General features: G+C 72.0%; 18 protein-coding genes. 8 read left to right on the forward strand and 10 right to left on the reverse strand.

What is annotated here, in order from left to right:
- Positions 1-32: 32 nt before the first annotated feature.
- Together WME89_RS17140 and WME89_RS17145 are read right to left on the reverse strand one after the other, a co-directional pair.
- On the reverse strand, positions 33-1490 hold the full coding sequence (locus WME89_RS17140) for a serpin family protein (RefSeq protein ID WP_438010206.1): 1458 nt from the start codon (positions 1488-1490) through the stop codon (positions 33-35).
- Between the two features lie 142 nt (positions 1491-1632).
- Entirely contained in the window at positions 1633-2538 is a 906-nt protein-coding gene (locus tag WME89_RS17145) for a hypothetical protein (RefSeq protein WP_438010207.1), read from the reverse strand.
- A 545-nt stretch (positions 2539-3083) separates the two neighbouring features.
- On the opposite strand from WME89_RS17145, the gene WME89_RS17150 reads away from it, so the two are divergent.
- Positions 3084-4688: an alpha-amylase family glycosyl hydrolase gene (locus tag WME89_RS17150; RefSeq protein ID WP_438010208.1), complete on the forward strand. Its 1605-nt coding sequence runs from the start codon at positions 3084-3086 to the stop codon at positions 4686-4688.
- A gap of 44 nt (positions 4689-4732) precedes the next feature.
- On the opposite strand, the gene WME89_RS17155 is transcribed toward WME89_RS17150, so the two are convergent.
- From WME89_RS17155 to WME89_RS17165, 3 genes are all read right to left on the reverse strand, one after another.
- Entirely contained in the window at positions 4733-5440 is a 708-nt protein-coding gene (locus WME89_RS17155; protein ID WP_438010209.1) for a hypothetical protein, read from the reverse strand.
- Between the two features lie 74 nt (positions 5441-5514).
- Positions 5515-6249 carry a glutathione S-transferase family protein gene (locus WME89_RS17160; protein ID WP_438010210.1) on the reverse strand — a complete coding sequence of 245 codons (735 nt, stop codon included), beginning with the start codon at positions 6247-6249 and terminating at the stop codon, positions 5515-5517.
- Between the two features lie 208 nt (positions 6250-6457).
- The gene (locus WME89_RS17165; protein ID WP_438010211.1) at positions 6458-8122 is read right to left on the reverse strand and encodes an aminotransferase class I/II-fold pyridoxal phosphate-dependent enzyme; all 1665 of its coding nucleotides are present in this window, start codon (positions 8120-8122) and stop codon (positions 6458-6460) included.
- Positions 8123-8520: 398 nt separating this feature from the next.
- On the opposite strand from WME89_RS17165, the gene WME89_RS17170 reads away from it, so the two are divergent.
- The 4 genes from WME89_RS17170 (at position 8521) to WME89_RS17185 (ending at position 13562) form a co-directional block, all read left to right on the forward strand.
- Positions 8521-9882 carry a sigma-54-dependent transcriptional regulator gene (locus WME89_RS17170; RefSeq protein ID WP_438010212.1) on the forward strand — a complete coding sequence of 454 codons (1362 nt, stop codon included), beginning with the start codon at positions 8521-8523 and terminating at the stop codon, positions 9880-9882.
- A 170-nt stretch (positions 9883-10052) separates the two neighbouring features.
- Positions 10053-11372, forward strand: a complete 1320-nt coding sequence (locus WME89_RS17175; protein ID WP_438010213.1) for a PhoH family protein — start codon at positions 10053-10055, stop codon at positions 11370-11372.
- 144 nt (positions 11373-11516) lie between these two features.
- The gene (locus WME89_RS17180) at positions 11517-12587 is read left to right on the forward strand and encodes a tyrosine/phenylalanine carboxypeptidase domain-containing protein (RefSeq protein WP_438010214.1); all 1071 of its coding nucleotides are present in this window, start codon (positions 11517-11519) and stop codon (positions 12585-12587) included.
- A gap of 762 nt (positions 12588-13349) precedes the next feature.
- Positions 13350-13562, forward strand: a complete 213-nt coding sequence (locus WME89_RS17185) for a hypothetical protein (protein ID WP_438010215.1) — start codon at positions 13350-13352, stop codon at positions 13560-13562.
- Between the two features lie 139 nt (positions 13563-13701).
- On the opposite strand, the gene WME89_RS17190 is transcribed toward WME89_RS17185, so the two are convergent.
- The 4 genes from WME89_RS17190 to WME89_RS17205 all read right to left on the reverse strand — a co-directional run bounded on the left by WME89_RS17190 (position 13702) and on the right by WME89_RS17205 (position 18574).
- Positions 13702-15816 (reverse strand): RecQ family ATP-dependent DNA helicase, encoded by a 2115-nt coding sequence (locus tag WME89_RS17190; protein ID WP_438010216.1) that lies wholly within the window; start codon positions 15814-15816, stop codon positions 13702-13704.
- Between the two features lie 208 nt (positions 15817-16024).
- Positions 16025-16717: an oxidoreductase gene (locus tag WME89_RS17195; protein WP_437626316.1), complete on the reverse strand. Its 693-nt coding sequence runs from the start codon at positions 16715-16717 to the stop codon at positions 16025-16027.
- A gap of 290 nt (positions 16718-17007) precedes the next feature.
- Positions 17008-17523 carry an NUDIX hydrolase gene (locus WME89_RS17200; RefSeq protein WP_438010217.1) on the reverse strand — a complete coding sequence of 172 codons (516 nt, stop codon included), beginning with the start codon at positions 17521-17523 and terminating at the stop codon, positions 17008-17010.
- A 475-nt stretch (positions 17524-17998) separates the two neighbouring features.
- A complete protein-coding gene (locus WME89_RS17205) occupies positions 17999-18574 on the reverse strand; it encodes an FxsA family protein (protein ID WP_438010218.1) in 576 nt (191 codons plus the stop codon).
- Positions 18575-18761: 187 nt separating this feature from the next.
- Here WME89_RS17205 and WME89_RS17210 point away from each other — a divergent pair, with 187 nt between their 5' ends.
- Complete coding sequence (locus WME89_RS17210; RefSeq protein WP_438010219.1) at positions 18762-20306, forward strand: lysine 5,6-aminomutase subunit alpha; 1545 nt, start codon at positions 18762-18764, stop codon at positions 20304-20306.
- Between the two features lie 387 nt (positions 20307-20693).
- A complete protein-coding gene (locus WME89_RS17215; RefSeq protein ID WP_438010220.1) occupies positions 20694-21428 on the forward strand; it encodes an OAM dimerization domain-containing protein in 735 nt (244 codons plus the stop codon).
- A gap of 3 nt (positions 21429-21431) precedes the next feature.
- Here the strand turns inward: WME89_RS17215 and WME89_RS17220 are convergent, their stop codons facing one another.
- Positions 21432-22226, reverse strand: a complete 795-nt coding sequence (locus WME89_RS17220; protein WP_438010221.1) for a J domain-containing protein — start codon at positions 22224-22226, stop codon at positions 21432-21434.
- 235 nt (positions 22227-22461) lie between these two features.
- Here WME89_RS17220 and WME89_RS17225 point away from each other — a divergent pair, with 235 nt between their 5' ends.
- Positions 22462-23307: an SDR family NAD(P)-dependent oxidoreductase gene (locus tag WME89_RS17225; RefSeq protein WP_437310456.1), complete on the forward strand. Its 846-nt coding sequence runs from the start codon at positions 22462-22464 to the stop codon at positions 23305-23307.
- Positions 23308-23399: the final 92 nt, after the last annotated feature.

Here is a 23399-nt window from a genome sequence, read left to right on the forward strand (position 1 = left end):
CGCTCTCCCCCGGGCGCCAGGGGACGCGCGGGTCACCGCGGATCGGTCACGCGCCCCATGAACAGCACGGCGCCGGTCGCCACGTCGCGGATCAGGAACGCGAACGGGTGATCGGCGCGGAACACCGGCGGTGGCGCCGGGGCCGCTCGCGTCGTCATGGCGACGCCCGTCGCGGCGGCGGCTTCGGTCCCTTCCTCGTTGACCTCCACGAACGCCTTGTGCCGCACCTGGGAGATGAAGAGCGGCTCCGCCCGCGTGATCCCCGAGAAATCGGCCTTCGCCTGGTCGAACGCGAGCGGCATTCCCAGCTCGCTCAGGGCCTTCGAGAGCTCGAACTCGGCGGTCATCTTGAAGCGGGGGAGCGCCACGTCGACCCGCGCCGGCTGGAGCGCCTCCACGTATCCCTTGAGCTGTCCGGCCGACAGGCGCTGCTCCACCATCGGCAGCCCGTCCGCCTGCGCGGGCAGGATGATGACCATGGCCAGGGGGCGCTCGGGGTTCTGCGCCTCGTAGGCGAGCTCCAGCACCGAGGCGTCAGCGGCCTGTCCGAGCTTCGCCTGGAGGGTCTTGCGCATCATCGGCACCGCCGGCGCCGCGCCGGGCTTGACCGTGAACGGCTCGTTCTTCGTGGCCTTCTTGTCGAACGGCGTGGCCCACTTCCCCTTGAAGTAGATCGCGTTCGTGAGGACGAGCCGCGTGAGGGGGGTGATGCTGCCGGGCGGCATCAGATCTTTGATCTTCGCGTTCGTCTGCTGCTCGACCCACTGGTTGATGCTCCCTCGCGCCTGCTCGCCCTTGCCCTTGAAATCGACGAGCTCGATCCCCGCCCCGTAGTGCTGCTGTGTGGTGCTCTGGAACGCGGGCTCGAGCGTCAGCCCGGCCTGGCCCCACAGCCGGTTGGCGATCCGGAGCTCGGGCGCCTTGGGGCCGGTCGCCTGCGTGAGCTCCTTGACGAGCCCGCCGAACGCGGGGTGCAGCGCCTCGGGCGCGAGGGTGAACTCGAGCGTCTTCGCCATCTGGGTCGCCGTCTCGCCCCGGGCGCCGGCGTAGGTCATGGCCAGCGCGGTCGAGACGCTCGCTGGCGAGAAGAAGAGCTTGCCTGTCGTGGCGGCGAGCTTGCCGTAGAGCCGCTGCGCGAAGGCCGCATTGGCGTCGGCGAAGCCCGCCGGGCCCGGCTGCTGCGCGCCCGGCTGCTGCGCGTCCGGCTGCGCGGGCTGGCTCGGCCCGGGGCCTGCGGTCCCGGCGGCCGGCTTCACGCCGGGGCAGACGTGCTCCCAGCTGCACGCCCCGCCCTCGGCGCGCGTGCACTGCGGGGCGCCGGTGGAGCCGTCGTCGCAGATGCGGGCGATCTTCGCGAGCGGGCCGCAGTCTGCGGGCTGGCACGCGGACGCGCTCGGGTCCGGCCCGGCCGGCGGGGCGTGATTCTGGGCCTGACACCCGGGTCCGAGGAGGCTGAGCAGCGCGGTGGCGAACAGGTACCTTTGGGCCATGGCGCTTCGGTACCAGCGCGCAGGGGCGCTGGGAAGCGATTCTCCGCCTGTGGGGCGAGCGAAGAGCGCCCCGGTCGAGCGCATCCGCCCTGCGCGGAGACAGCCGGGGCGCGACGGGCTCTCCGCGCGACCCGGCGTCACCTCAGAAGTTGTGGATGAACGTGAACCGGCCAGCGAGCTTGTCGTTGAGCTGGCTCTCCTTCTGCGTCTCGTAGCCGAGGTAGAGGAGCAGCTTGTTCCCCGTGCCGTAGTTCAGGCCGATCACGCCGCCGAGCTGCAGGCTGGAGAGGCCCGTGTCGTCGACGACCCCCTCGTCCACACCGACAGTCGTCGGGTCGTCCACGGCGGTCACGACCTCGTTGGCGTCGATCGTGAGCTCGAGGTGCGGGCCGATGCCGAAGTCGTCGGTCGGGTAGAAGAGGAGAAAATCCCTCGAATAGAAGTAATTCTGGATGCTCTCATTGAACATGCTGGAGAACGACCCCAGGATCCACGACTCGAAGTAAACGGGCTTCACGTCGATGTAGGTGAACAGCTGCGGGGCGACGAGCGCCGCCGGCTGCTGCGTCTGGAAGTTGAACGCGAAGCCGATCATCGGGTTGATGGTGACCGGACCCGCCGTGAAGGCGGGGCCGATATCGAACTCCGCGGTCCCCAGCAGCGGCGTGATGTAGATGTCGCTCGAGAGGCTGATGGGGCCGAGCTGGTGCGCGGCGCCGGCCCAGAGCTGGAGGCCGAGGTTGTCGGCGTCGAACCGGAACCAGCTCGCGATCGGGCTCTCCTCCGCCTTCGGCTCTCCGACCGGCTCAGCGGTGCCCGGCGCCGGCGGGACGGGCGCCGTCGTGCCCATTGTCCCCGCGTCGGCCGCGGGCGCGGTGGCGGTCGGCTCTGCCGGGGGCGCCGGCGCGGTCGTCTCCGCGGGGGGCGCAGCCGAGCCCGGATCCGCCGGCGGCGGCGCGGGATCCTGGGCCCAGGCGGCCGGCGACGCGAGCAACCCCACGACGCAAGCGAGCGCCGAGCAACATTTCCCCAAACCGTTCTCCATCATTGAACCGCCTCCTCTGCGCAACATGGCCTGAAAGCAACATGAAACGTGAAAGCAACATGAGACGTGACGGCCGCGGGCTGACAGTAACGTAGTAGAGAGCCGTTAGGCAAAGCCGATGTGCATGGGCGCGAGCGATCAACGACGTGCTCGCGCGCGACCGTGAAGGTGACCGCGACCGAGGCGCCGCGGGGCGCTCGCCGGCGAGCGCCCCGCAGAGGCGGCGCGCTCGCCGGCCAGCGCCGCAGCCGCGGCGCTGCGGCGATCGTCGCGGGAGCGCCGCGCCTGTGATGGTGGGCTGCATCACGTCGGCGGCTGCGGCGAGGGCGTTCTCGAGAGCGCGGCGCGGCGCTCGGCGAAGCCGCGCCCCGCCGCGCTCTCGAGGGCCTCGCGGGGACGCCCGCGCCGCCTGCTCGGTAGAGCGCGGCGCGGCGGGGAGGGTAGAGCAGGGCAGGGCGTCGCAGCGCGGCGCGAACGACAGCGCGCTCCGCGCCGGGGGCCGCACGTGCTATGTGCTCGCCACCAGAGGCCCAGACGGAGCGCGCGACATGCTCGATGCACGCTGGTGGCAGCGCGGGATTGTATATCAGATCTACCCTCGCTCGTTCATGGACTCGAACGGCGACGGTGTCGGCGATCTTCGCGGGATCCGGTCCCGCCTCGACTACCTGGCGTGGCTCGGCGTCGACGCGATCTGGATCTCTCCCATCTACACATCGCCCATGGCCGACTTCGGTTACGACGTGTCGGACTACTGCGGCGTCGATCCCCGCTTCGGCGCGCTGGACGAGTTCGACGCGCTCGTGCGCGACGCGCACGGCGCCGGCCTCAGGGTCATCCTGGACTTCGTGCCGAACCACACCTCCGATCGGCACCCGTGGTTCCTCGAGTCCCGCGCGTCGCGCGCCAGCGCGAAGCGCGGCTGGTACATCTGGCGCGATCCGGCGCCTGACGGCGGCCCGCCCACGAACTGGCTGAGCGAGTTCGGGGGCCCTGCGTGGGAGTGGGACGCCGCGACAGGCCAGTACTACTACCACGCGTACCTGAAGGAGCAGCCGGACCTCGACTGGCGCAACCCCGAGGTGCGCGCCGCGATGCTCGAGGTGCTGCGCTTCTGGCTCGACCGCGGCGTGGATGGCTTCCGCGTGGACACCATTCACCATCTCATCAAGGACAGCGAGCTCCGGGACAACCCGCCGAACCCCCGCTGGAAGCCCGGCATGCCGCCGCACCGGAAGCTGCTCCGGCTGTACACGACCGACCGCCCCGAGGTGCACGAGGCCGTGGCCGCCATGCGCCGCGTGCTCGACGCGTACGACGATCGGGTGCTGATCGGCGAGGCCTACCTGCCCTTCGACCGGCTGATGGCCTACTACGGACAGGACCTGTCCGGCATGCACCTGCCCTTCAACTTCCACCTCATCGGCGCGCCGTGGAGCGCGCGGGCGATCGCGGAGATCGTGCGGGAGTACGAGGCGGCGCTGCCGCCGGGCGCGTGGCCGAACTGGGTGCTCGGCAACCACGACAAGCCCCGCATCAGGAGCCGCATCGGCGCCGCCCAGGCGCGCGTCGCCGCGATGCTGCTCCTCACGCTCCGGGGCACCCCGACGCTCTACTACGGCGACGAGATCGGGATGAGCGACGTCCCGATCGCGCCCGAGCAGGTGCAGGACCCGTTCGAGAAGAACGTGCCCGGCCTCGGCGTCGGGCGGGACCCGGAGCGCACGCCCATGCAGTGGGACGGCAGCGCCAGCAGCGGCTTCACGACCGGGGCGCCGTGGCTGCCGCTCGCGCCGGACGCCGGCCGCACCAACGTCGAGGCGCTGCGCGGAGACCCGCGCTCGATCCTGTCGCTCTACCGCGCCCTCATCGCCCTCCGGCAGGCCGAGCCGGCGCTCGCCGTGGGCAGCTACGCCCCGCTCGCCGCGGGGGAGGACCTGCTCGCCTACGAGCGAGCGCACGGCGGCCGGCGGCTCGCTGTCGTGCTCAACCTCTCCTCGCAGCCGCGCCGGCTGGAGCTCCCGGGCGGCGTCGCCGGAGGGCGCGTCCTGCTGGCCACGGGCCTCGATCGGGCAGGGGAGCGGCTGGAGGCGATCGCGGAGCTGGGCCCGGACGAGGGGTTGATCGCCGAGGTGGCTGGCGCGCAGGCCTGAGAGGGGCTCCGCCCTCGCCCGGAGGAGGGCGCCTCTGCCCTCGCTCAGAGCGGGATGTGCTGGATGCCCGCGGCCGCGCCGAGCGACGCGAGCGCGGCGGCCCCGACGAGGAGCACCGTCACCTTCAGCAGCGTCCCCTCGATCTGGTCCGTGACGAGGCCGTCCACGCCCAGCGCGAGCTCGTCCCGCACCTTGAGCAGGTCGATGCCCCCCTTCTGGTTGGCCTCGTCCCGGAAGCGCGCGAGCGTCAGCGTCTCGATGGTCCCGAGCAGCCGCGCCTCGATCTTGCGGCGCAAGAGCCCTCGCAGGCCGCCGCCCCGCGGCGCCGCCTGCACCCGGTGGATCACCGCGAGGCGCAGCCGCTTCACCGCGTCGTTGAGCGGCACGCGCTCCACCGCCTGCGCCACCCGCCCGCCGCGCGCGCCCGCCTCGTCCACCTCGGAGACGCCGAGCAGCCGCTCGAACACCGCGGCCACGAGCATCCCGCCGACGCGCCTCGCCCGCACGACCTCCAGGATGCCGGTGCCGAGCGCGCGCTTCCACGACAGCGTGAAGCCGATCACGGCGCAGAGCGCGAGCGCCACGACGGCCGCCAGCGCCCCGCGCAGGGCCGAGCCGTCCGCCGCGATCGCGTACGAGGCGCCGGCGAGGCCGACGGCCAGGAGCGACATGGTCGCGGCGGTCAGGAAGAACGAGCGGAGCGCGGGACCCAGCGCCGAGGCGACGCCTTGCATGAAAGGTCGAAGATCCATGACCTCTCAGCTCACCACGGCCGCGGCGGGGCGAAAATCTCCATGACGGCTCTGCCGCGCCGCCGCGGCGCCGCTCACTGGAGGTAGTCGCGGTAGAACCGGTCCCGGAAGTCGAAGAAGGCGGCGAGATCGGGGTGCTCGGCGATGCTGCGCACGGCGGCGCCCGCGACCTCCTGCCTGAAGAGGTGCTTCGACGGCGGGAACTTGAAGAAGTGCACGAGGCCCACGGCGGCGACGTCGGCGAGCGACGGCTCGTCGCCGACGAGGTACTTCGAGGCTTCGAGGCGGACGCAGAGGTCGTCGAGGGTGGCGCGCAGGGTGCGCTCTGCCTCGTCGAACCGCCGCTCGATGGCCCCGACCTGCTGCTCGGCCAGCGGGAGGACGGCGGCCATGGCGCGGAGCCCGGCGCTGAAGAGCGGCGACGTCGCGGCGCCCATGGCGTCGAGGTACTGCTCGTCGCGGAGCGCGTGCCGGAGCCAGACGCGCGGCCCGAACTTGCCGAGCGTGTCGTCGAGCTGCGCCTCGAGGGCGAGGACCTCGAGCCGCTTGCTGGGCTCCTCGGGCAGCAGGCGCCGCGCATCGGGGAAGGTGCGCTCCAGGTAGAGGGCGATCTCGGTGGAGTCGGCGACGACCTTGCCGTCGTGCTCGATCACGGGGAGCCTGCGCTGGCCGGAGAGGCGGTAGATCGCGAGCTGCTCGAGGCCGGGCCGGTGCTCCACGATCCGGTACTCAAGTCCCTTGAAGTCGAGCGCTGCCCGGGCCTTCTCGGAGTAGTGACTGAGCGGGAAGCGATGGAGGACGATCGTCATCGCTCCCCGATACCATGGGCGGGCCGAGGGGCGGAGCCGTCCTGCCGAGCTCGGCCGGCTTGCCGCCGTCGTCACGCCCGTCCCGGAGCGGCGGTCACCCGCACAGGAGACGGGTCCAGATCGGCGTTTTCGGCGCGCAGGCGCACTCCGGTGCGCTGAGCACCGAAAACGCCGAGATGGGCCCGTATCCGCAGCGGGTGACCGCCGCTCAGATGACGCCGAACTTCTTGCCGACCTTCTCGAACGCCTCGAGGGCATGATCGAGGTGCTTGCGCTCGTGGGTCGCCATGTAGCTCGTGCGGAGCACCTGCTGCTTGGGCGGGACGCCGGGGGTGATGAACGGGTTGACGTAGAGCGCGTAGTCGTCGAGGAGCGACTTCCACATCATCACGGTCTTGAGGTCGTCGCGGATGTAGATGGGGATCACGGCCGTCTCGGTCTTGCCGAGCTCGAAGCCGAGCCGCTGCAGCTCGGTGCGCATGTAGGTGAAGTTCTCGCGGAGCTTCTCCTGCCGCCAGGGCTCCTCCTGCATGACGTCGAGCGCGGCCATGGCGGCGGCGACGCAGGGCGGCGCCGCGCTCGCCGCGAAGAGGAAGCTAGCGGCGAAATGCTGAATGTAATCGAGCACCTTGCGCTCGCCGACGAGCCAGCCGCCGATCGAGGCGAGCGACTTCGAGAAGGTGCCGCCGATGAGGTCGACCTCCTTGCCGAGGCCGAAGTGCGCCGCGGTGCCGCGGCCGCCCGGGCCGATGACGCCGAGGGCGTGCGCGTCGTCGACGAGGAGCCGCGCCTTGTGCTTCTTCACCACCTCGACGATCCCCGGCAGGCTCGCGATCTCGCCCTGGGCGCTGAACACACCGTCGGTGATCACGAGGGCGCCCTCGGTGTCGGCGATCTCGGAGAGCGCGCTGTCGAGCGCCGCGGGGTCGCTGTGCTTGTACCGCACCATCCGGGCGCCGGACGCCTGCGCGAGCCGCACGCCGTCGTAGATCGACGCGTGATCGTCCTTGTCGATCATCGCGACGCTGCGCTTGTTGCTGAGGAGCGCCGAGATGGTGGCGATGTTGACCTGGTAGCCCGTCGTGAAGACGAGCCCCGCCTCCTTGCCGTGGTAGGCGGCGAGCTTCTCCTCGAGCTCGTTGTGGAGGCGCATCGACCCGTTCACGAGCCGCGAGCCGGTCATGCTCGTGCCGTACTTGTCGATCGCGTTCCGCGCGGCTTCCCGCACCTTCGGGTGGGTCGTCAGCCCGAGGTAGTTGTTCGAGCCGAGCATGGTGACGGTCCGGCCCTCGAGCTGCGCCTCGGGGCCGTTGTTGAAGTCGAGCGGGCGGAAGAAGGGGTAGACCCCCATGGCGCGGGCGTTGTCCGCAGTCATGAACTTGTACGCCTTCTCGAACACGTCGCGCCCGCCGATCCGCGCCAGCGACGTCCGCGACGCCATCTGGGTCGCGAGCTGCTGCTCGGCCGCCGCCGCGACGTAGGTGCCCGCGCCGTTGGCGCCCGCGCCGTTCGCCCCGACGCCGTTCACGTGCGCGCGGGCGGAGGCGGGCGGCGCCTTGCTGCTCACGGCCTCCTCGACGGTCGACAGCCCCGCGCCGCCCACGGCGGGCCGGGGGGACGCCGCGCGGGCCGGCGCCGCCCCGTGGATGCCGGCCTCGTCGTCGAGCGCCGGGTCGATGTTCGGGAGCGCGTGCCCGTTCAGCAGGATGTCCCACGCCTCCGCGGCCCGCTCCCCGGCGGCGCGCAGGCGGTTCTTCGCATCCATGACCCCGGTGGCGAGCCGCATCACGCGATCGTTGCTGACGACACGGACGACCCTGCCCGACGAGGCGAGCTTCTTTGCTTGGTCGACCAGACGATCCTTCATGCTCATGCCCTGGCTCCTCACGCGATCGTGTTAAGGGATGCGGTACTGCCTGCGAAAGCCGCGCCGGCGTGTCGCGCCGGGCCGCGCACGGCCCAGCTCGCACCCGGTGCGCGTCGCCGCTAAAGCAGCCTGCGCGACCTGCGTCAACTGGCACAGCCTCGCCGGGCAGACCTCCACGCGATCGCCGCGCAGCGCCATCACCGCGACCGCGCATCCCGCGTCGCGCAGCTGGCTTCGCGCGGTGCGGGGCCACCTTCGCAGAGCCCGCCCGCGCGCCGCACAGCGCGCCCCGCACAGCGCGCGCCCTGGCCCAGCTCCCCGCAGATGGGCGCACCGCGGCATCGGTCGAGGCGCAACTCGTTGCGGAGTGATGCGCGCCGGTGTAGGAAAAGTTTTCAGGGTCTATGCGCCGTGTCCTAGTCGTTGACGACGAAGAAAACCTGCGCCTCGTGGTGCGCACCTTCCTCAAGCGGGACGGCTATGAGGTCGAGGCGGTCTCGAGCGGCGAGGAGGCGCTCGCGATGGTCGAGACGTTCGGGCCCGATGTCATCCTCACCGACGTCCGGATGCCCAGGATGGGCGGGCTCGACCTCCTGGCGACGCTGAAGGCCAAGGGGAACGAGGCCACGGTCATCGTGATGAGCGCGTACGGCAACGTCGACCTCGCGATCGAGGCGATGAAGGCGGGCGCTTACGACTACATCCAGAAGCCGTTCAAGGCCGAGGAGGTGCTGCTCACGCTCCGCAAGGCCGAGGAGCGGGAGGCGCTCCGCCGCGAGAACCGCGCCCTGCGCCAGGAGATCCGGCGGGAGAACTTCTTCGAGGAGATCCTCGCGAAGAGCCCGCCGATGCAGGCGATCTTCAAGACGATCGCGAAGGTGGCCGAGTACAAGACCACGGCGCTCATCACGGGCGAGAGCGGCGTCGGCAAGGAGCTCGTGGCCCGGGCGATCCACCGGCGGTCCGGCCGGCGCGGCGGGCCGTTCGTGGCGGTCAACTGCGGCGCCATCCCGGAGAGCCTCCTGGAGAGCGAGCTCTTCGGGTACAAGCGGGGCGCGTTCACCGACGCGATGAACGACAGGGCGGGGCTGTTCGAGCAGGCGAACCACGGCACGCTGCTGCTCGACGAGATCGGCGAGCTGCCGCTGTCGCTGCAGGTGAAGCTGCTCCGGGTGCTCCAGGAGGAGACGATCCGCCGCCTGGGGGACAACCGGGACATCAAGGTCGACGTCCGCATCCTCGCGGCGACCCACCGCGACCTCTCGGCCGAGACGCAGGCCGGCCGGTTCCGCGAGGACCTGTTCTACCGGATCAACGTGCTGCCGATCGCGATCCCGCCGCTCCGGGAGCGGCGCGAGGACATCCCGATCCTCCTCGACCACTTCCTCGCGAGGAACAACGCGCGCTTTGCCATGAACATCCGCGGCTTCGAGCCCGAGGCGCGCCGGCTGCTCCTGGAGTACCGGTGGCCCGGGAACGTCCGGGAGCTGGAGAACACCGTCGAGCGCGCGATGGTGCTCTGCGAGGGCGAGCGGATCGGCGAGGCCGATCTGCCGGAGCGCATCCGCGAGGCGCGCGACCCGATCCAGATGCAGCTGACGAGCGGCGAGCTGTCGATCAAGAAGACGTCGCGCGTGATCGAGGAGATCCTCATCCGGCGCGCGCTCCAGAAGACCAAGGGCAACCGGACCAAGGCGGCCGAGGTGCTCGAGATCAGCCATCGTGCGCTGCTCTACAAGATCAAGGACTACCGGATCGATCTCTGACCGCGGCTGGGGCGTCCAGGGCACGGCGATCCGGCCGAGTCGAAGGTCGATATTTCCTCCGATGTCCGAGATGGCTGCCGCCGATGAACGGGTGACGACGTCCTCCGGCGGGCGACACGACAGGTCTCTTGCGCCCGTCGCTTCAGGGGGGTACGTCGTCGCGCTCCCCCATGAAGAAGAATTACGTTCTCGACGCGAACGTCCTGCTCCACGACCCCCACGCGATCTTCAAGTTCGAGGACAACGACGTCATCATCCCGATCTACGCGATCGAGGAGATCGACCAGTTCAAGCGGGAGGGCTCCGAGCGCGGGCGCAACGCGAGGACCATCGCCCGGCTGCTCGACGAGGTCCGCGGCGCCGGGACGCTCGCGACGGGCGTGCTCCTCGAGAGCGGCGGCACGCTGCGGATCGCGATCCCGGAGCGGCGGCCGGAGCTGCTCGTGGGGCTGGAGTCGGGCTCGCAGGACAGCGCCATCCTGCAGACGGCGATCGACATCCGCGACCGGCACAAGGATCGGCCGACCATCTTCGTGACGATGGACACGAACCTGCGGATCCGGGCCGACGCGCTCCGGATCCCGGCGGAGACGTACGAGAACCAGCGGGTGAACGACCCGGCCATCGAGCAGTCGGTGGTGGAGCTCGAGGTGCCCGGCGCCGAGGTCGACGCGTTCTTCCAGAACGGCTTCCTCGCCGGCGCCAACCTCGCGGAATTGCTGCCGAATTCGGCGGTGCTCCTCCGCGACGCGGGGGCGCCGAGCCACACGGCGCTCGGCCGCTTCGACGCGGCGCGCGGGCAGATCGTCGCGCTGCGCGTCGGGCGGGAGGGGGTGATGGGGGTCCGGCCGCGGAACAAGGAGCAGGCCTTCGCGCTCGACCTCCTGCTCGACGATTCGGTCCGGCTGATCACGCTGATCGGCAAGGCGGGGACGGGCAAGACGCTCCTGGCGCTCGCGGCGGCGCTCAAGCGCACGACGGAGGACAACGCGTACAGCCGGCTGCTCGTGAGCCGGCCGATCATGCCGCTCGGGCGCGATCTGGGCTTCCTTCCGGGCGACGTGGACGAGAAGCTGAACCCGTGGATGCAGCCGATCTTCGACAACCTCGAGTTCCTCTTCTCGAACGGCGGCGCGAAGCCGGGGCGCGACGCGCGCGGCTTCGTGGAGCTCCTGGAGAGCGGGCGGATCCAGGTCGAGCCGCTGACGTACATCCGCGGGCGCAGCCTGCCGCACCAGTACCTCATCGTGGACGAGGCGCAGAACCTCACCCCGCACGAGGTGAAGACGATCATCACCCGGTGCGGCGAGGGGACGAAGATCGTGCTGACCGGCGATCCGCAGCAGATCGACAACCCGTACGTGGACCACGCGTCGAACGGCCTGCTGGTGGTGGCGGAGCGGTTCAAGCGCGAGCGCATCGCGGGGCACGTGGTGCTCGCGAAGGGCGAGCGCAGCGAGCTCGCGGAGCTCGCGGCGAACCTGCTCTGAGGCGGGCAGCGCCGGGGGCGCGGCGCGATCGTGGGGCGAGCGAGGGCGGGGCGAGCGAGGGCGGGGCGAGCGGGGGTGAAGCGCGAGGGAAGGGAGCGGAGGGCCGTGGCGCGGCGTCCTCGAGCTAGATCGGCAGAGCAGGCGGTGCCGCCGGCCTGGGTGCCGGACGCGGATCGGCTCCTCGGCGCCGCGGCGCGGCGGATCCGCGTGGTCGGCGCGAGCACGCCGGTGAACCTGGTCGAGGAGCTCGCGCGGGTCGCCGCTGCGTGGGGGCGGGGGGGCGCCGAGCTCCCGCGCTTCGCCTACGCGCCGGCGCAGGATCACAGCGAGCTCCGGAGAGCGATGGAGACGGCCGCCGAGCGGCTCGGGGGGCAGGGAGAGCTCGGCGCCGTGTACGCCGGGCGCGCGCGAGAGCTCGCGGCGGAGGCCGCGATCTGCGAGGCCGCGGGTGGGGCGGGGTGCTGGGCCGCGGCGCGCCATCGCTACGCCGCGCGCGACGCGTTCGACGAGGAGGCGGACGCGCTCGCCGCGACCTGGGTCGAGGAGGCGGCTGGCGCGGCGGCGAGCGAGGAGGCGCGGGTGCGGAGCGATGACGCGCGGTCGCCCGGGTCGCTCGTGTCGCGGATGCGGCGCGAGATCGGGGTGCGGCGCTTGCCGCTCCGGGTGGTGATCGCCGACATCGCGCCGCTCGCCGCGACGGGCGACGGGGTGATCCAGGTCGCGAGGGGGCGCATGCTGACGCGCGACGACGTGGAGCGCACGGTGCTCCACGAGATCGAGGGGCACGCGGCGCCGGGGGTGCGCGCCGCGGGGCTCCCGCTCGGGATCTTTCTGATCGGGACGGCGCACGGCGGCGACGATCAGGAGGGCTGGGCGCTCGCGCGCGAGCGCGCCGCGGGCTACCTGGTCGGCGCGCGCCGGACCGAGCTCGGGCTGCGCCACCTGGCTGCGCGGAGCGTCGAGCGCGGCGCCGGCTTCGTCGAGACCGCGCGGCTGCTCGAGGCGCGCGGGGTGAGCTCGACCGGGGACGCCCTGCGCATCGCGGCGCGGGTCCACCGGGGCGGCGGCCTGGCGCGGGAGGTGGTCTACCTGCCGGCGCTGCTGCGTGTCGAGGCGCTGCTCCTGGCGCAGCCGGCGCTCGGCCAGGTGCTCGCCTCGGGCAGGGTCTCCGTGAGCGCGGCAGCATCGCTCTCGTCCTGGGCGGGGGTGAGCTGACTGACCCAGGTTGAGGTGCCCGACCCAGGTTGAGGCGCCCGACCCGGGTTGAGGTGCCCGACCCAGGTTGAGGTGCTCGCAGGTTGAAGTGCCCGCAGGTTGAGGCGCCCGACCCAGGTTGAGGCGCCCGACCCAGGTTGAGGCGCCCGACCCAGGTTGAGGCGCCCGACCCGGGTTGAGGTGCCCGACCCAGGTTGAGGTGCCCGCAGGTTGAAGTGCCCGCAGGTTGAGGCGCCCGACCCAGGTTGAGGCGCCCGACCCAGGTTGAGGTGCCCGACCCAGGTTGAGGTGCCCGACCCAGGTTGAGGCGCCCGACCCAGGTTGAGGGGAGCCGGCCGAGGGGAGCCGGGGAGCCGGCCGACCGAAGTTGGCAGAGCAGCAGCCGTCCCAGGTTGAACGGGACCGCAGGTGGGGGAGCCGACCGTGGGTGCAGTGAGCTGCGGTGAGCTGGCGATCGTGGTTGCCTGGTTCGAACGGGAGGATGGGAAACCCGAAACAAAATTCCGGCCATCCCCTGAACTTCACACCTTCCCGTCGAGCCCATCCGGTGAAATGGAGGACCACCGGTTCGTGAGAGGAGCGAAAGGAGGTCGCGTGAAGGGAAGGATCACTTCAGCCGTGCGAGCGCGGCACGGAACGCGCTTGTCGTGTCCGTCAGAAAGCAGGCCGTCCCGCGCGCGGGGGCGCGATCCGGTCGACAGCGCGCCGCGGAGCCGGCTCCCGGAGGGCGCGGCGCGGTGGGGTCAACGGGCGGAGGGGGACATGAGCTCGAAGAAGGCCATGGAGAGGAGGCCCAGACGGGCGCCGCGGGGCGGTGAGGCCCCCACGGTGGTCCTCAAGGACGACCTTCACGTCGTCGACCTGGGCGCCGGCGTGATGCTCGATGTGTTCATCAACGTCGAGGGCCGGCTCACGACATTCGTCAGCCTGGACGGCCAGCTCATCGCGGAGCTCCGCGTCGCGGGTCACGCCTGAACGAAGACCACGCCGCGCCGCGCAGGGTGGCGCGGAGACGGGGCGAGCGCCTCGAACATTCCCCCGCGCCTCCGCGCCTCTCCTGGTGTGCCCCCGGACAGATCCAGCGACCGACCGCGCCCGCGCGCTCCTCCGGCGCTCACGGGCCGGAGAACTCCCTCACGACGCGGAGGATGCCCTCCCCGTAGCTCGAGATCTTCGCCTGCCCCATGCCCCGCGCGAGCGCGAGGTCGTCGAGCGACGCGGGCCGGATCCGCGCGATATCGCGGAGCGTCCGGTCGTGCGCGATGACGTAAGCGGGCAGCGATTTCTCCTTGGCGAGCGCGGCCCTGTGGGCGCGGAGCGCCTCGAACAGCGGCACGTCCTGCTCCTCGAGCTCGGCGCCGGGCTCCGCCCGCGCTCCCGACGAGGCTCCCCCCGCGGCCGCCAGGGCGGCGCGCGCCGGCGCGGAGGGCGCGGCGGCCGTCGTCCCCGAGGACCGCACGGCGGCCGCGGGGCCTGGCGCCGCACGGCGCAGCGGCCTCCGGCGCGCGGCGGGGAGCGGCAGCCGCACCCGCGTGGGCACCTCGCCGCGCATCACGCGCCAGCCCGCCGGCGTGACGAGGGGGACGGGGAACTCGCCGGTGGTGAGATCGATCCACGCGTTGGCGAGCAGGACGCGCAGGATCGACATGGCCTCGTCGTGGCTCTTCCCGTCGAGGACGCCGAAGGTGGAGAGCCGGTCGAGCCCCATGCGGCGGACGCGCTCGTTCGACTCGCCGACGAGCATCGACGCGATCGCCTGCATCCCGGCGCCGCCCTTCGCCCGGGCGACGCCGGCCAGCGCGCGGCGCACGAGGTCGTTGTCGCGGGCGAGCGCGGCCGGGTCGCTCGCCTCGAGCGCGTCCACCTCGAGGCAGACATCGCAGTGGCCGCAGCCGCCGAGCGACTCGGCCTCGTCCCCGAAGTAGCGGAGGATGAAGTCGTGCCGGCACGTCGCGGCGTCGACGTAGCGGAGCAGCTCGCGGAAGAGCCCCCACGCGCGCGCGGCGTCGTCGACGTTCGCCTCGACGCCCCCCTCGCCGAGCTGGCAGAGCCGGCGGCGCAGCGCGATGTCCGCGGGCGCGAACAGCAGCAGGCCTCGGGCCGGGTCGCCGTCGCGGCCGGCGCGCCCGACCTCCTGGTAGTAGGCCTCGATCGACGACGGCGGCTGGGCGTGCACGACCAGGCGGACGTCGGGGCGGTCGATCCCCATCCCGAAGGCGTTCGTCGCCACGACAACGGAGAGGCTGCGGTCGGCGAAGCCGGCAGACAGGCGGGCGCGCGACTCGGGGGCGAGGCCGGCGTGGTACGCCTCCGCGTTCCAGCCGGCGTCGCGGAGCGCTTCGGCGAGGCGCTCCGCTCCCTTGCGGGTCGCGGCGTAGACGATGCCTGCGCCGCGCGGCCGCCCGGGATCGCCGAGGGCGTCCAGCAGCGCGCGCGCCGTGCGGCGCCCGGCCTCGCGCGGGCCGTCCACCGCCGAGACCTGCAGGTGGAGGTTGGGCCGGGCGAAGCCGCGCAGGATGACCTTGGGCGGAGGATCTTCGGACCCGCGCCCTTCCTCGACCTCGCCGACGGCGTCTCCATCGGCGTCGGACGAGGGCAGCGGCCAGCCGAGCCGGCGGATGATCTCGTCGCGCGCGTCGGGGGTCGCGGTCGCGGTGCAGGCGAGGACCCGGGGTGGGCGGAGGCGCGCGAGGGCGGCGCCGATGCGCAGGTAGTCGGGCCGGAAGTCGTGACCCCACTGGACGATGCAGTGCGCCTCGTCGACGGCGACGAGCGAGAGCCGGCTCGCGGCGAGCGCCTCGACGAAGCCGTCGAGGGCGAGGCGCTCGGGCGCGGCGTAGACGAGCTTGTACTCGCCGCGGCGCAGGGCGGCGAGGCGCCGGCCGTTCTCCTCGCGCGAGAGGCTGGACGCGACGAACGTGGCGGGGATGCCCCGCGCATCGAGCGCGCGCACCTGATCTTCCATCAGGGAGATGAGCGGGCTCAGGACGAGCGTCGTGCCGGGCAGGGCGACGGCCGGGAGCTGGTAGCAGAGCGATTTGCCGCCGCCTGTCGGCGCGACGACGAGGACGCGGCCAGCGCCCCCGAGCAGGGCGTCGATCGCCTCGCGCTGCCACGGCCGGAACGCGGCGATGCCGAAGCGATCCGCGAGCACGGCGTCGATCGATGGCGGTGAGCTCTCGGGGGGGCGCAGCAAGGAGGGGGCGAGGCGCTCGGTCAGGATCGACAAGGGGGGCTCCGCGAAGACCATGACGGCGGCCTCGAGCGAGCGCCGTGCCCGCCGCGAGCCCTAGCACTTCCGCGCTCTTGCGTCGCGCCGGCGGTGGCGGCGCCATGGCGGCGCCGCCACCGCCGGCGTGGGCGTCCCGGGGCGGCGCGGCCCGGCCCCCTCCTCGTCGGGGCCGGCCGGAGGGTTGTGTCCGGCCCGCGGGCGGCGATCAGGCCTGCACGACGCCGATGCCCTTGGCCAGCGTTTCCATGTCGTCGAAGTGATAGACGTGGCGACCGGGGCTCCCCTGGAGCGCGGCCGCGACCATCGCGCCGGCGACGGTCCTCGCGTCGATCGGGCGGTACCTGCGCAGGCCCCCCTTCATCGTGAAGCGGAGCGTCTGCGCCGCCGCGACGCCGATGGCCTCACCCCTCCTGACCTCGCCCCGCTCCCCGAGCAGCAGGCTCGGGCGCACGACGTGGACCGACGCGAAGCTCGCGGCGGAGAGCTCCTGCTCGAGCTCCCCCTTCACGCGCAGGTAGAAGCTGGTCGAGCGCGGATCGGCGCCCACGGACGAGACGAGGACGAACTGCTTCACCCCCGCCTTCTCGGCGAGCCGGGCGACGGCGATCGGGTAGCGATAGTCGATCTGGTAAAAGGCCTCTTCGGACCCGGCCTTGGCGATCGTCGTCCCGAGGGCACAGAACACGTCGGTCACCCCGGCGAACTCGGCGCCGTCCAGCTTGTCGAAGTCGACGATGCGCTGGGAGAGCCGCGGATCCTCGATCGGGGCTGGGCGGCGCAGCAGGGCGATGACCCGCCCGTACGCGGGCTGCTGCACGAGGAGGCGCAAGCAATGGCCGCCGACGAGTCCTGTTCCTCCCACGATGAGAGCTGTCTTGTCGACCGTCATGAGCTCCATGTCCCTGCGGAATCACCCGCGGAGCGCGCCACCGCGGAGATCCACAGCCGTACCGCGCAGCGTAACCGAAGCATCGCCCGATCGATAGCGGCCGTCCGCGCGCGGCGCGAGCGGGCGGGCTGAGCTGGGCTCCCACGCCTCCTTTCCTCGTGCGCGCGGACTCTACATTGTCCGTGGTTCACCGCGCGCTTTGCGCGTGGTTCACCGCGCGCTTTGAGCGCGGGGGGCGTGCAGCCGGGACGGCAGAGCCATCGCGCGCTGCAGAGCGCAGGGGCGGCGCGCCGCGCGGCTCACGCGGGCGCGGCGCTGGCCTTGTGCGAGATCTTCGTACGCTGGGCGTGGAGCGCCTTGACGGCCATCGGGATGACCTGCTCCCGATGCTTGGGAACCATGTTGTGCGGCAGCTGCTCGACGGGCCACCAGGTGCCCGTGGCCGGGACCTCGGCGAGCTTCGCCTGGTGGAGCCGGGACAGCATCCAGCCGCGCGCGGCGGCCGAGAAGTAATCCCCGATGAACGTGAAGTCGGAGATCGCCATCCCGACCCGATCGAGGACGTGCTCGGGCTGCTCGCCCGGCGACAGCACGCTCCCGGGGCAGCCCCACGCTCCGGGCTCCGACTCCGACGCTCCGCGCTGGGTCAGGAGCACCTCGAGGGCGCCGGAGTCCGCGTTCTTCCGGAGGCACACGGCGTCCGCGGCGAGGTGGATCGGGAGCCTGGAAATAGCGTTGATGAGCGAGCTGCCGATCGGCTCCCGCGGGTCTACATACCCGAGCAGCCAGCCGGCCATGGATCTGATGAGCCTCATCGGTCCACCCTCCCCGCGGGCATGAGGTGGGGCCGCTGGCTCATCGCCGCGCGCCGCGTGCTCCGGCGAGGGCGCGGGCGCTGTTCAGGGCTGGACATCGTGCCAGAGCCGGTCTTCGTGCCGCTCTCCGAGCGGCACGGTTCGGTCGATGGGATCACGTATCGAGTTGGGTCTAGCATAGGGTGTTGCGTTGGGTGCGTTGTGCGTTGTCGCGTCACGGGGAGCAGGCTCAGATCTTCATGCCGATCCTCCTGGTATGTCGGACCACTCCGACGACGTTGAGGAGCGTACAATAGGCTCTGTTTCATTGTCGTTTCATTCGTGCAGCCCGGACGTGAATCATCAACTTGCGTTGTTGCTCGCGTGTTTCGCGAGCTCCTGACGCAGGTGTTCGGGCGTGGTGGGCGAGAGTCGTTGATGCCCCGGACCGGGCGAGCGCACATGGGCTCGCCGGGCGGCCGGTGTCATCGGGGTGTCAGCCGGGCAGCTGTCGGATCTTCGGTGCCGGCCGGCCGGGCTCGTCGCCCTCGGTCACCTCCGCCTCCACGTCGATGACCTGGCCGGCCGCCGGCTGTCCTCGGGACGCGCCGGCGCGGTCGCCGAACGGCTCGCCGCCGAAATCGATGACGCGCATGCTGAAGAAAGCGCCGGGGCCCGGGCCCTGTCCGCCGAAGCCGGCGGCGCTCGCCGCGACCACCCGCCGCTCGAGCCGCTCGCGCACCACCGCGGCGATCCGGCGGCGCGTGGGCGGGAACAGGAGCAGCAGACCCGCCACATCGGTCAGCACGCCCGGCGTGATGAGCAGCGCCGCGCCGAGGAGCACGAGCAGCCCCCCCGTGAGCCCCTCGTCCGGGATGCGTCCCTCGGTCATCGCGCCCCGCCAGGCGGCGAGCACCTTGAGCCCCTCGCGCTTGCCGAGCGCCGCCCCGAGGACCGCTGTTCCGAGCGCGATCGCCACGGTGGGCCAGAAGCCGATGACATCGCCGATCGAGAGAAGCAGCCAGAGCTCCACGATCGGAACCACCGAGAAGAGCAGGATGAGCTTGCCCATGACCCCCGTCTAGCGCCGCCCGCCGCGCGGCGCACGTGGCGCCGGCGGTCGCCGTCGCGCCACGCCGCCGCGCCGCGGCCCCACCGCCCGCCGGCCTTCTCGCGGTCGGCCGCTCTGTCGCGGATCCCGCGCCCGGAGTACCGGCCGCCGTGAGAGTGCGCTAAGACCGCCTGTCCCGGAGAAATCCATGACGACTGTCCCCGTGGAGCAGGAAAAAGTGGAGGCGTGCCGCGCGTTTGCCTCGGACATCGCCGACGAGGTGCAGCGCTTCATCGACCGCCACACCACGGTGGGGGTCGAGCGCACCGTGGCCCGCGCCTACGGCGTGGTCGGCGCGGACGCCGAGGGGACGCCGCTCGTGAACGCGCTCGTCGATCGCATCCACAAGGCGGGGCAGGCGGGCCGCGGCGTGGCGTACCACCTCGGCCGGGCGCTGTGCGAGGGCGCCGCGTCGGTGCAGGAGGCGGCCGAGATGCTGGCGTTCAGCGAGGCGGCCGAGCTCGGTCCGGGCCCGTCCGTGGGCGAGGCGCGCGGCGCCCTCGAGGCGGCGACGCGGGAGGCGATCGCCCGCATCGACAGGGCCCGTGACGAGCGCGAGGCCAACAAGGCGGCGCACCGGGTCGGCGTCGCGCCGCTCAAGTACGTCATCGTCGCGACCGGCAACATCTACGACGACGCCGTGCAGGCCAAGGCCGCCGGCTTCGCTGGCGCCGACATCGTCGCCGTGATCCGCGCGACGGCGCAGTCCCTCCTCGACTACGTCCCCGAGGGGCCGACCACCGAGGGGTATGGCGGCACGTACGCGACCCAGGAGAACTTCAGGATCATCCGCCGCGCCGCCGACGAGGCGACCCGCGATACAGGCACCTACCTCGCGCAGACGAACTACTCGTCCGGCCTGTGCATGAGCGAGATCGCCTGGATGGCGGCGGTCGAGCGGCTCGACATGCTGCTCAACGACGCGATGTACGGGATCCTGTTCCGCGACATCAACATGCAGCGGACGTTCATCGATCAGTACTTCTCCCGCAGGATCATCGCGAGGAGCGGGATCGTCATCAACACGGGAGAAGACAACTACCTCACGACCGCCGACGCGGTCGAGATGGCCCACACGGTGCTCGCGTCGCAGTTCATCAACGAGGCGTTCGCCAGGCGCGCGGGCCTCCGCGAGGAGCAGATGGGCCTCGGCCACGCCTTCGAGATCAACCCCTGGCTCGAGGACAGCCTCCTGTTCGAGCTCGCCCAGGCCCAGCTCGTCCGGCAGATCTTCGATCGCCACCCGATCAAGTGGATGCCGCCCACCAAGTTCAAGACAGGCGACATCTTCCACAGCCACGTCCACGACGCGATGTTCAACCTGGTCGGGATCACGACGGGCCAGTCGATCGAGCTGCTCGGGATGTTCAGCGAGGCGGTCCACACACCGCTCCTCATGGATCGGTATCTCGCGCTGAAGAGCGCCCGCTACATCTTCACGGCGGCGCGGCACCTCGGCGACGAGATCCAGTGGAAGCCGGGCGGCATCGTCGAGTCGCGCGCCCGCGAGGTCCTCGACAAGGCGCACGCGCTCTTGCGCGAGGTCGAGCGGGAGACCCTCTGGGACGCGATCGGCCGCGGGGCGTTCGGCGACGTGAAGCGGACGCGCACAGGAGGGAAGGGGTACTCGGGGGTCGTGGTCCGGCACCCGGAGTACCTGAACCCGATCCTCGAGGTGCTGGAGCGGTCGTAGACCGCCCGCCTTGTCTGCGCGGAGGAGCCAGAACAACGGGAACGGAAGGAAACCCGCCAGTCGCGGGAGTCGCGGGAGTCGCGGGAGTCGCGGGACGCGCCGGGCGGCAGGAGTCGCCAGGAAGCGAGATCTCTGGTGCTCCAGGCCGTCCTGGTGGATTGTCTCTCTCTTCCGAGCGCCGCGCTGGATGGGCGCTTGTACAAGCGCCGGGCGCGAACCGCTCTCGAAAGCCAACTCACTGAGTTCTTCGAAAGACGTTCTTCCAGGGCTCGTAGGGAGCGCGCCTCTGCGCGCCCCCTCGATCATGCGATGGCGCTGGCCACGCGAGGCCGCCAGGCGCTACTGTCTATGGGGTATCGGCGCCTTCCCCTGGAGACAGAGGTGAGCATGACACAGCGAAACATCCTGCGTGCATATGGCGATCGCGAGGGCGACGGGATGGTCCAGATGTCGTTCACGCTGCGCGTCCTGCCGGGCGACCGCGCGCGAGAGGCGGCGAAGCGCTTCGCCGAGGCGCACGGCTTGCGCGAGCCGCTGGTCACGGCCATGGAGCAGGCGAGCCGGGAGCACACCTACTTCGTCGTCTACGGACACTCCCAGCACGGGGTGGACATCTCGGACATCGAGGTCGATGAGCTCGCCGCCCAGCCGCTCACGCGCGACCAGATCGAGGCGCAGGCGAAGAAGCTCGGCCGCAAGATCGTCGTGGTCGGCGCCTGCACCGGCAGCGACGCGCACACTGTGGGCATCGACGCGATCCTGAACTACAAGGGATTCGCCGGAGAGAAGGGCCTCGAGAGCTTCAAGTGCTTCGACGCCCACAACCTCGGCGCCCAGGTCGAGAACGCCGAGCTGTGCGAGAAGGCCAAGGCGCTCGGCGCCGACGCCATCCTCGTCTCTCAGGTGATCACGCAGCGGAACTGCCACAAGGAGAACGCGGCGGCGCTCGTCGAGATGGCGACGCGGCAGGGCTTCCGGGACAAGGTGATCCTGCTGCTGGGCGGCCCGCGCATCGATCACAACCTCGCCGTCGAGCTCGGCTTCGATGCCGGCTTCGGCCCGGGCACGAAGCCGATCACGGTGGCGTCGTTCCTTGTCGAGCGGCTCGTGGGCAGGGCGTAGCGGTCAGGCGACGAGCAGGTGGTAGGCGGCCGAGAGCTCGGCGAAGCGCGCGGTGCGCTGGGCGTGCTCGCCGGGCTGCCCGGCGCCGCGGTCGGGGTGCAGGACCGCGGCCATGCGGCGGAAGGCGCGGCGGATCTCGGCCTCGGTCGCGCCCTCGCGCAGGCCGAGCACCTCGAGCGCGCGGCGGCGCGGCTCGTCCATGCGGGCGGCCCGCGGCGCGCCCGTCGAGGCGCCGCGCGGCGGCGCGCCCGTCGAGGCGCCGCGGGCGGCGCCCGCGCTCGCGACGCGCCGGTGGCGATCCCGCGCGCGCGGGCGGCCGTGGAGGAAGTCGCTCGGCGGGAGCGGGCCTGTCTGCCGCAGCGCCCCGGCGAGCGGCCTCGCGGTGTGGAAGCAGATGGTCGCCTCCTCGATGGCGAAGAGCGCCTCGAGGCGGGCGCGGAGCTGGATCCGGAGCGCGCGCTCGACCGCGCTCTCCGGGATGAGCCCGGCGGCCACGAGCACCTCGCCGGTCCGGCGCCCCCGGTGCGCCGCGACGAGCGACGCGAGCCGCTGGATCGACGGCCCGGGCGCGGAGCCGTCCTGCGCGAGGATCTCGCCGAGGCGGGGCACCCGCAGCGGCGTCTCGACGGCCGTCACGAGGCCGGAGAAGAGCTGGATCCGGTGCTGGCGGCCGGGCACCGTGGAGCCGCTCGGCGTCCGGAGCTCGCAGAGCTCGAGGAGCCCGGTCGTCTTCTCACGGTGCAGCGCGCCGAGCAGGTCTCCCAGGGTCGACGTGGAGAGGCGGCTGGGCAGTTGCATCGAACGCGGCGTTAGCACCGCCGCCCGCGATCGGGCAAAGAAGCCGCGTCGGGCTCGGCGCGCCGACGCGTCGGGCTCGGCCCGCGGCGTGGACGGGACTGGTAGGGCCCGCTCGCGCGCACGATGGCGGAATTGCGCGCACGAATGTGCGCCCTCGCCGAGGCCCGGTGTGCGAAGCTCCGCGCGAAAACGGCCCGGCGCACCGCGCCGGCGCGCGGATCAGGAGGAATCTGCGATGGGCTTGCTCGACGGAAAGGTCGCGATCATCACGGGGGCCGGCGGCGGGATCGGACGCGAGGAGGCGCTGCTCTTCGCCCGCGAGGGCGCGAAGGTCGTCGTCAACGATCTCGGCGGCGCGCGCGACGGGTCGGGCTCGAGCGACGCGATGGCGGCCCAGGTCGCGGAGGAGATCCGGGCCGCGGGCGGGCAGGCCGCGCCGAGCTTCGACAGCGTGACCACCCCCGAGGGGGCGGCGAGGATCGTGAAGGCGGCGGTCGACGCGTTCGGCAGGGTCGACATCCTGGTCAACAACGCGGGAATCCTCCGCGACAAGACGCTCCTCAAGATGGATGAGGGGATGTGGGACGCGGTCGTCGCCGTTCACCTGAAGGGCACGTTCCTGTGCACGCAGGCCGCCGCGAAGCAGATGATCGCGCAGGGCGGGGGAGGGCGGATCGTCAACACAACGAGCGTCTCGGGGATGCTCGGCAACTTCGGACAGGCCAACTACGCCGCTGCCAAGGCCGGCATCTACGGCCTCACGCGCACCGCCGCGATCGAGCTGCAGAAGCAACGGATCACGGTCAACGCGGTCGCGCCGATCGCCAAGACGCGCATGACGGAGGATCTGCCCATGTTCCAGTCCGCCGGCGACACGCTCACGCCGGCGCACGTGGCGCCCGCGGCGCTGTTCCTCGCGTCCGACCTGTGCGCCGACCGGACCGGCAACGTCCTCGCCGTCGCCGGCGCGCAGATGTACATTTACAAGGTCGTCCAGAGCCCCGGGAAGTTCAAGGACGAGGGCGGCATCTGGACCGCGCAGGAGATCGCCGACCACTGGGACGCGATCAACAAGCTGTGATGGCAACGCCGGCGCGCTGGCGGGGCGGCCTCGCCGGGGCGTTGGCTGGCGGACGTGGCGGACGCGACGGACGCGAGGGGGCTTCGCGCGCG

The sequence above is a fragment of the Sorangium sp. So ce321 genome (assembly GCF_051530195.1).
In the GTDB taxonomy this organism is placed as follows: Bacteria; Myxococcota_A; Polyangia; order Polyangiales; family Polyangiaceae; genus Sorangium.

Bases quoted from the DNA above. Each gene is read 5' to 3' on its own strand.
- WME89_RS17140 (WP_438010206.1), bottom strand. From the start codon at position 1,490: ATGGCCCAAAGGTACCTGTTCGCCACCGCGCTGCTCAGCCTCCTCGGA.
- WME89_RS17145 (WP_438010207.1), bottom strand. From the start codon at position 2,538: ATGATGGAGAACGGTTTGGGGAAATGTTGCTCGGCGCTCGCTTGCGTC.
- WME89_RS17150 (WP_438010208.1), top strand. From the start codon at position 3,084: ATGCTCGATGCACGCTGGTGGCAGCGCGGGATTGTATATCAGATCTAC.
- WME89_RS17155 (WP_438010209.1), bottom strand. From the start codon at position 5,440: ATGGATCTTCGACCTTTCATGCAAGGCGTCGCCTCGGCGCTGGGTCCC.
- WME89_RS17160 (WP_438010210.1), bottom strand. From the start codon at position 6,249: ATGACGATCGTCCTCCATCGCTTCCCGCTCAGTCACTACTCCGAGAAG.
- WME89_RS17165 (WP_438010211.1), bottom strand. From the start codon at position 8,122: ATGAGCATGAAGGATCGTCTGGTCGACCAAGCAAAGAAGCTCGCCTCG.
- WME89_RS17170 (WP_438010212.1), top strand. From the start codon at position 8,521: ATGCGCCGTGTCCTAGTCGTTGACGACGAAGAAAACCTGCGCCTCGTG.
- WME89_RS17175 (WP_438010213.1), top strand. From the start codon at position 10,053: ATGAAGAAGAATTACGTTCTCGACGCGAACGTCCTGCTCCACGACCCC.
- WME89_RS17185 (WP_438010215.1), top strand. From the start codon at position 13,350: ATGAGCTCGAAGAAGGCCATGGAGAGGAGGCCCAGACGGGCGCCGCGG.
- WME89_RS17195 (WP_437626316.1), bottom strand. From the start codon at position 16,717: ATGGAGCTCATGACGGTCGACAAGACAGCTCTCATCGTGGGAGGAACA.
- WME89_RS17200 (WP_438010217.1), bottom strand. From the start codon at position 17,523: ATGAGGCTCATCAGATCCATGGCCGGCTGGCTGCTCGGGTATGTAGAC.
- WME89_RS17205 (WP_438010218.1), bottom strand. From the start codon at position 18,574: ATGGGCAAGCTCATCCTGCTCTTCTCGGTGGTTCCGATCGTGGAGCTC.
- WME89_RS17210 (WP_438010219.1), top strand. From the start codon at position 18,762: ATGACGACTGTCCCCGTGGAGCAGGAAAAAGTGGAGGCGTGCCGCGCG.
- WME89_RS17215 (WP_438010220.1), top strand. From the start codon at position 20,694: ATGACACAGCGAAACATCCTGCGTGCATATGGCGATCGCGAGGGCGAC.
- WME89_RS17220 (WP_438010221.1), bottom strand. From the start codon at position 22,226: ATGCAACTGCCCAGCCGCCTCTCCACGTCGACCCTGGGAGACCTGCTC.
- WME89_RS17225 (WP_437310456.1), top strand. From the start codon at position 22,462: ATGGGCTTGCTCGACGGAAAGGTCGCGATCATCACGGGGGCCGGCGGC.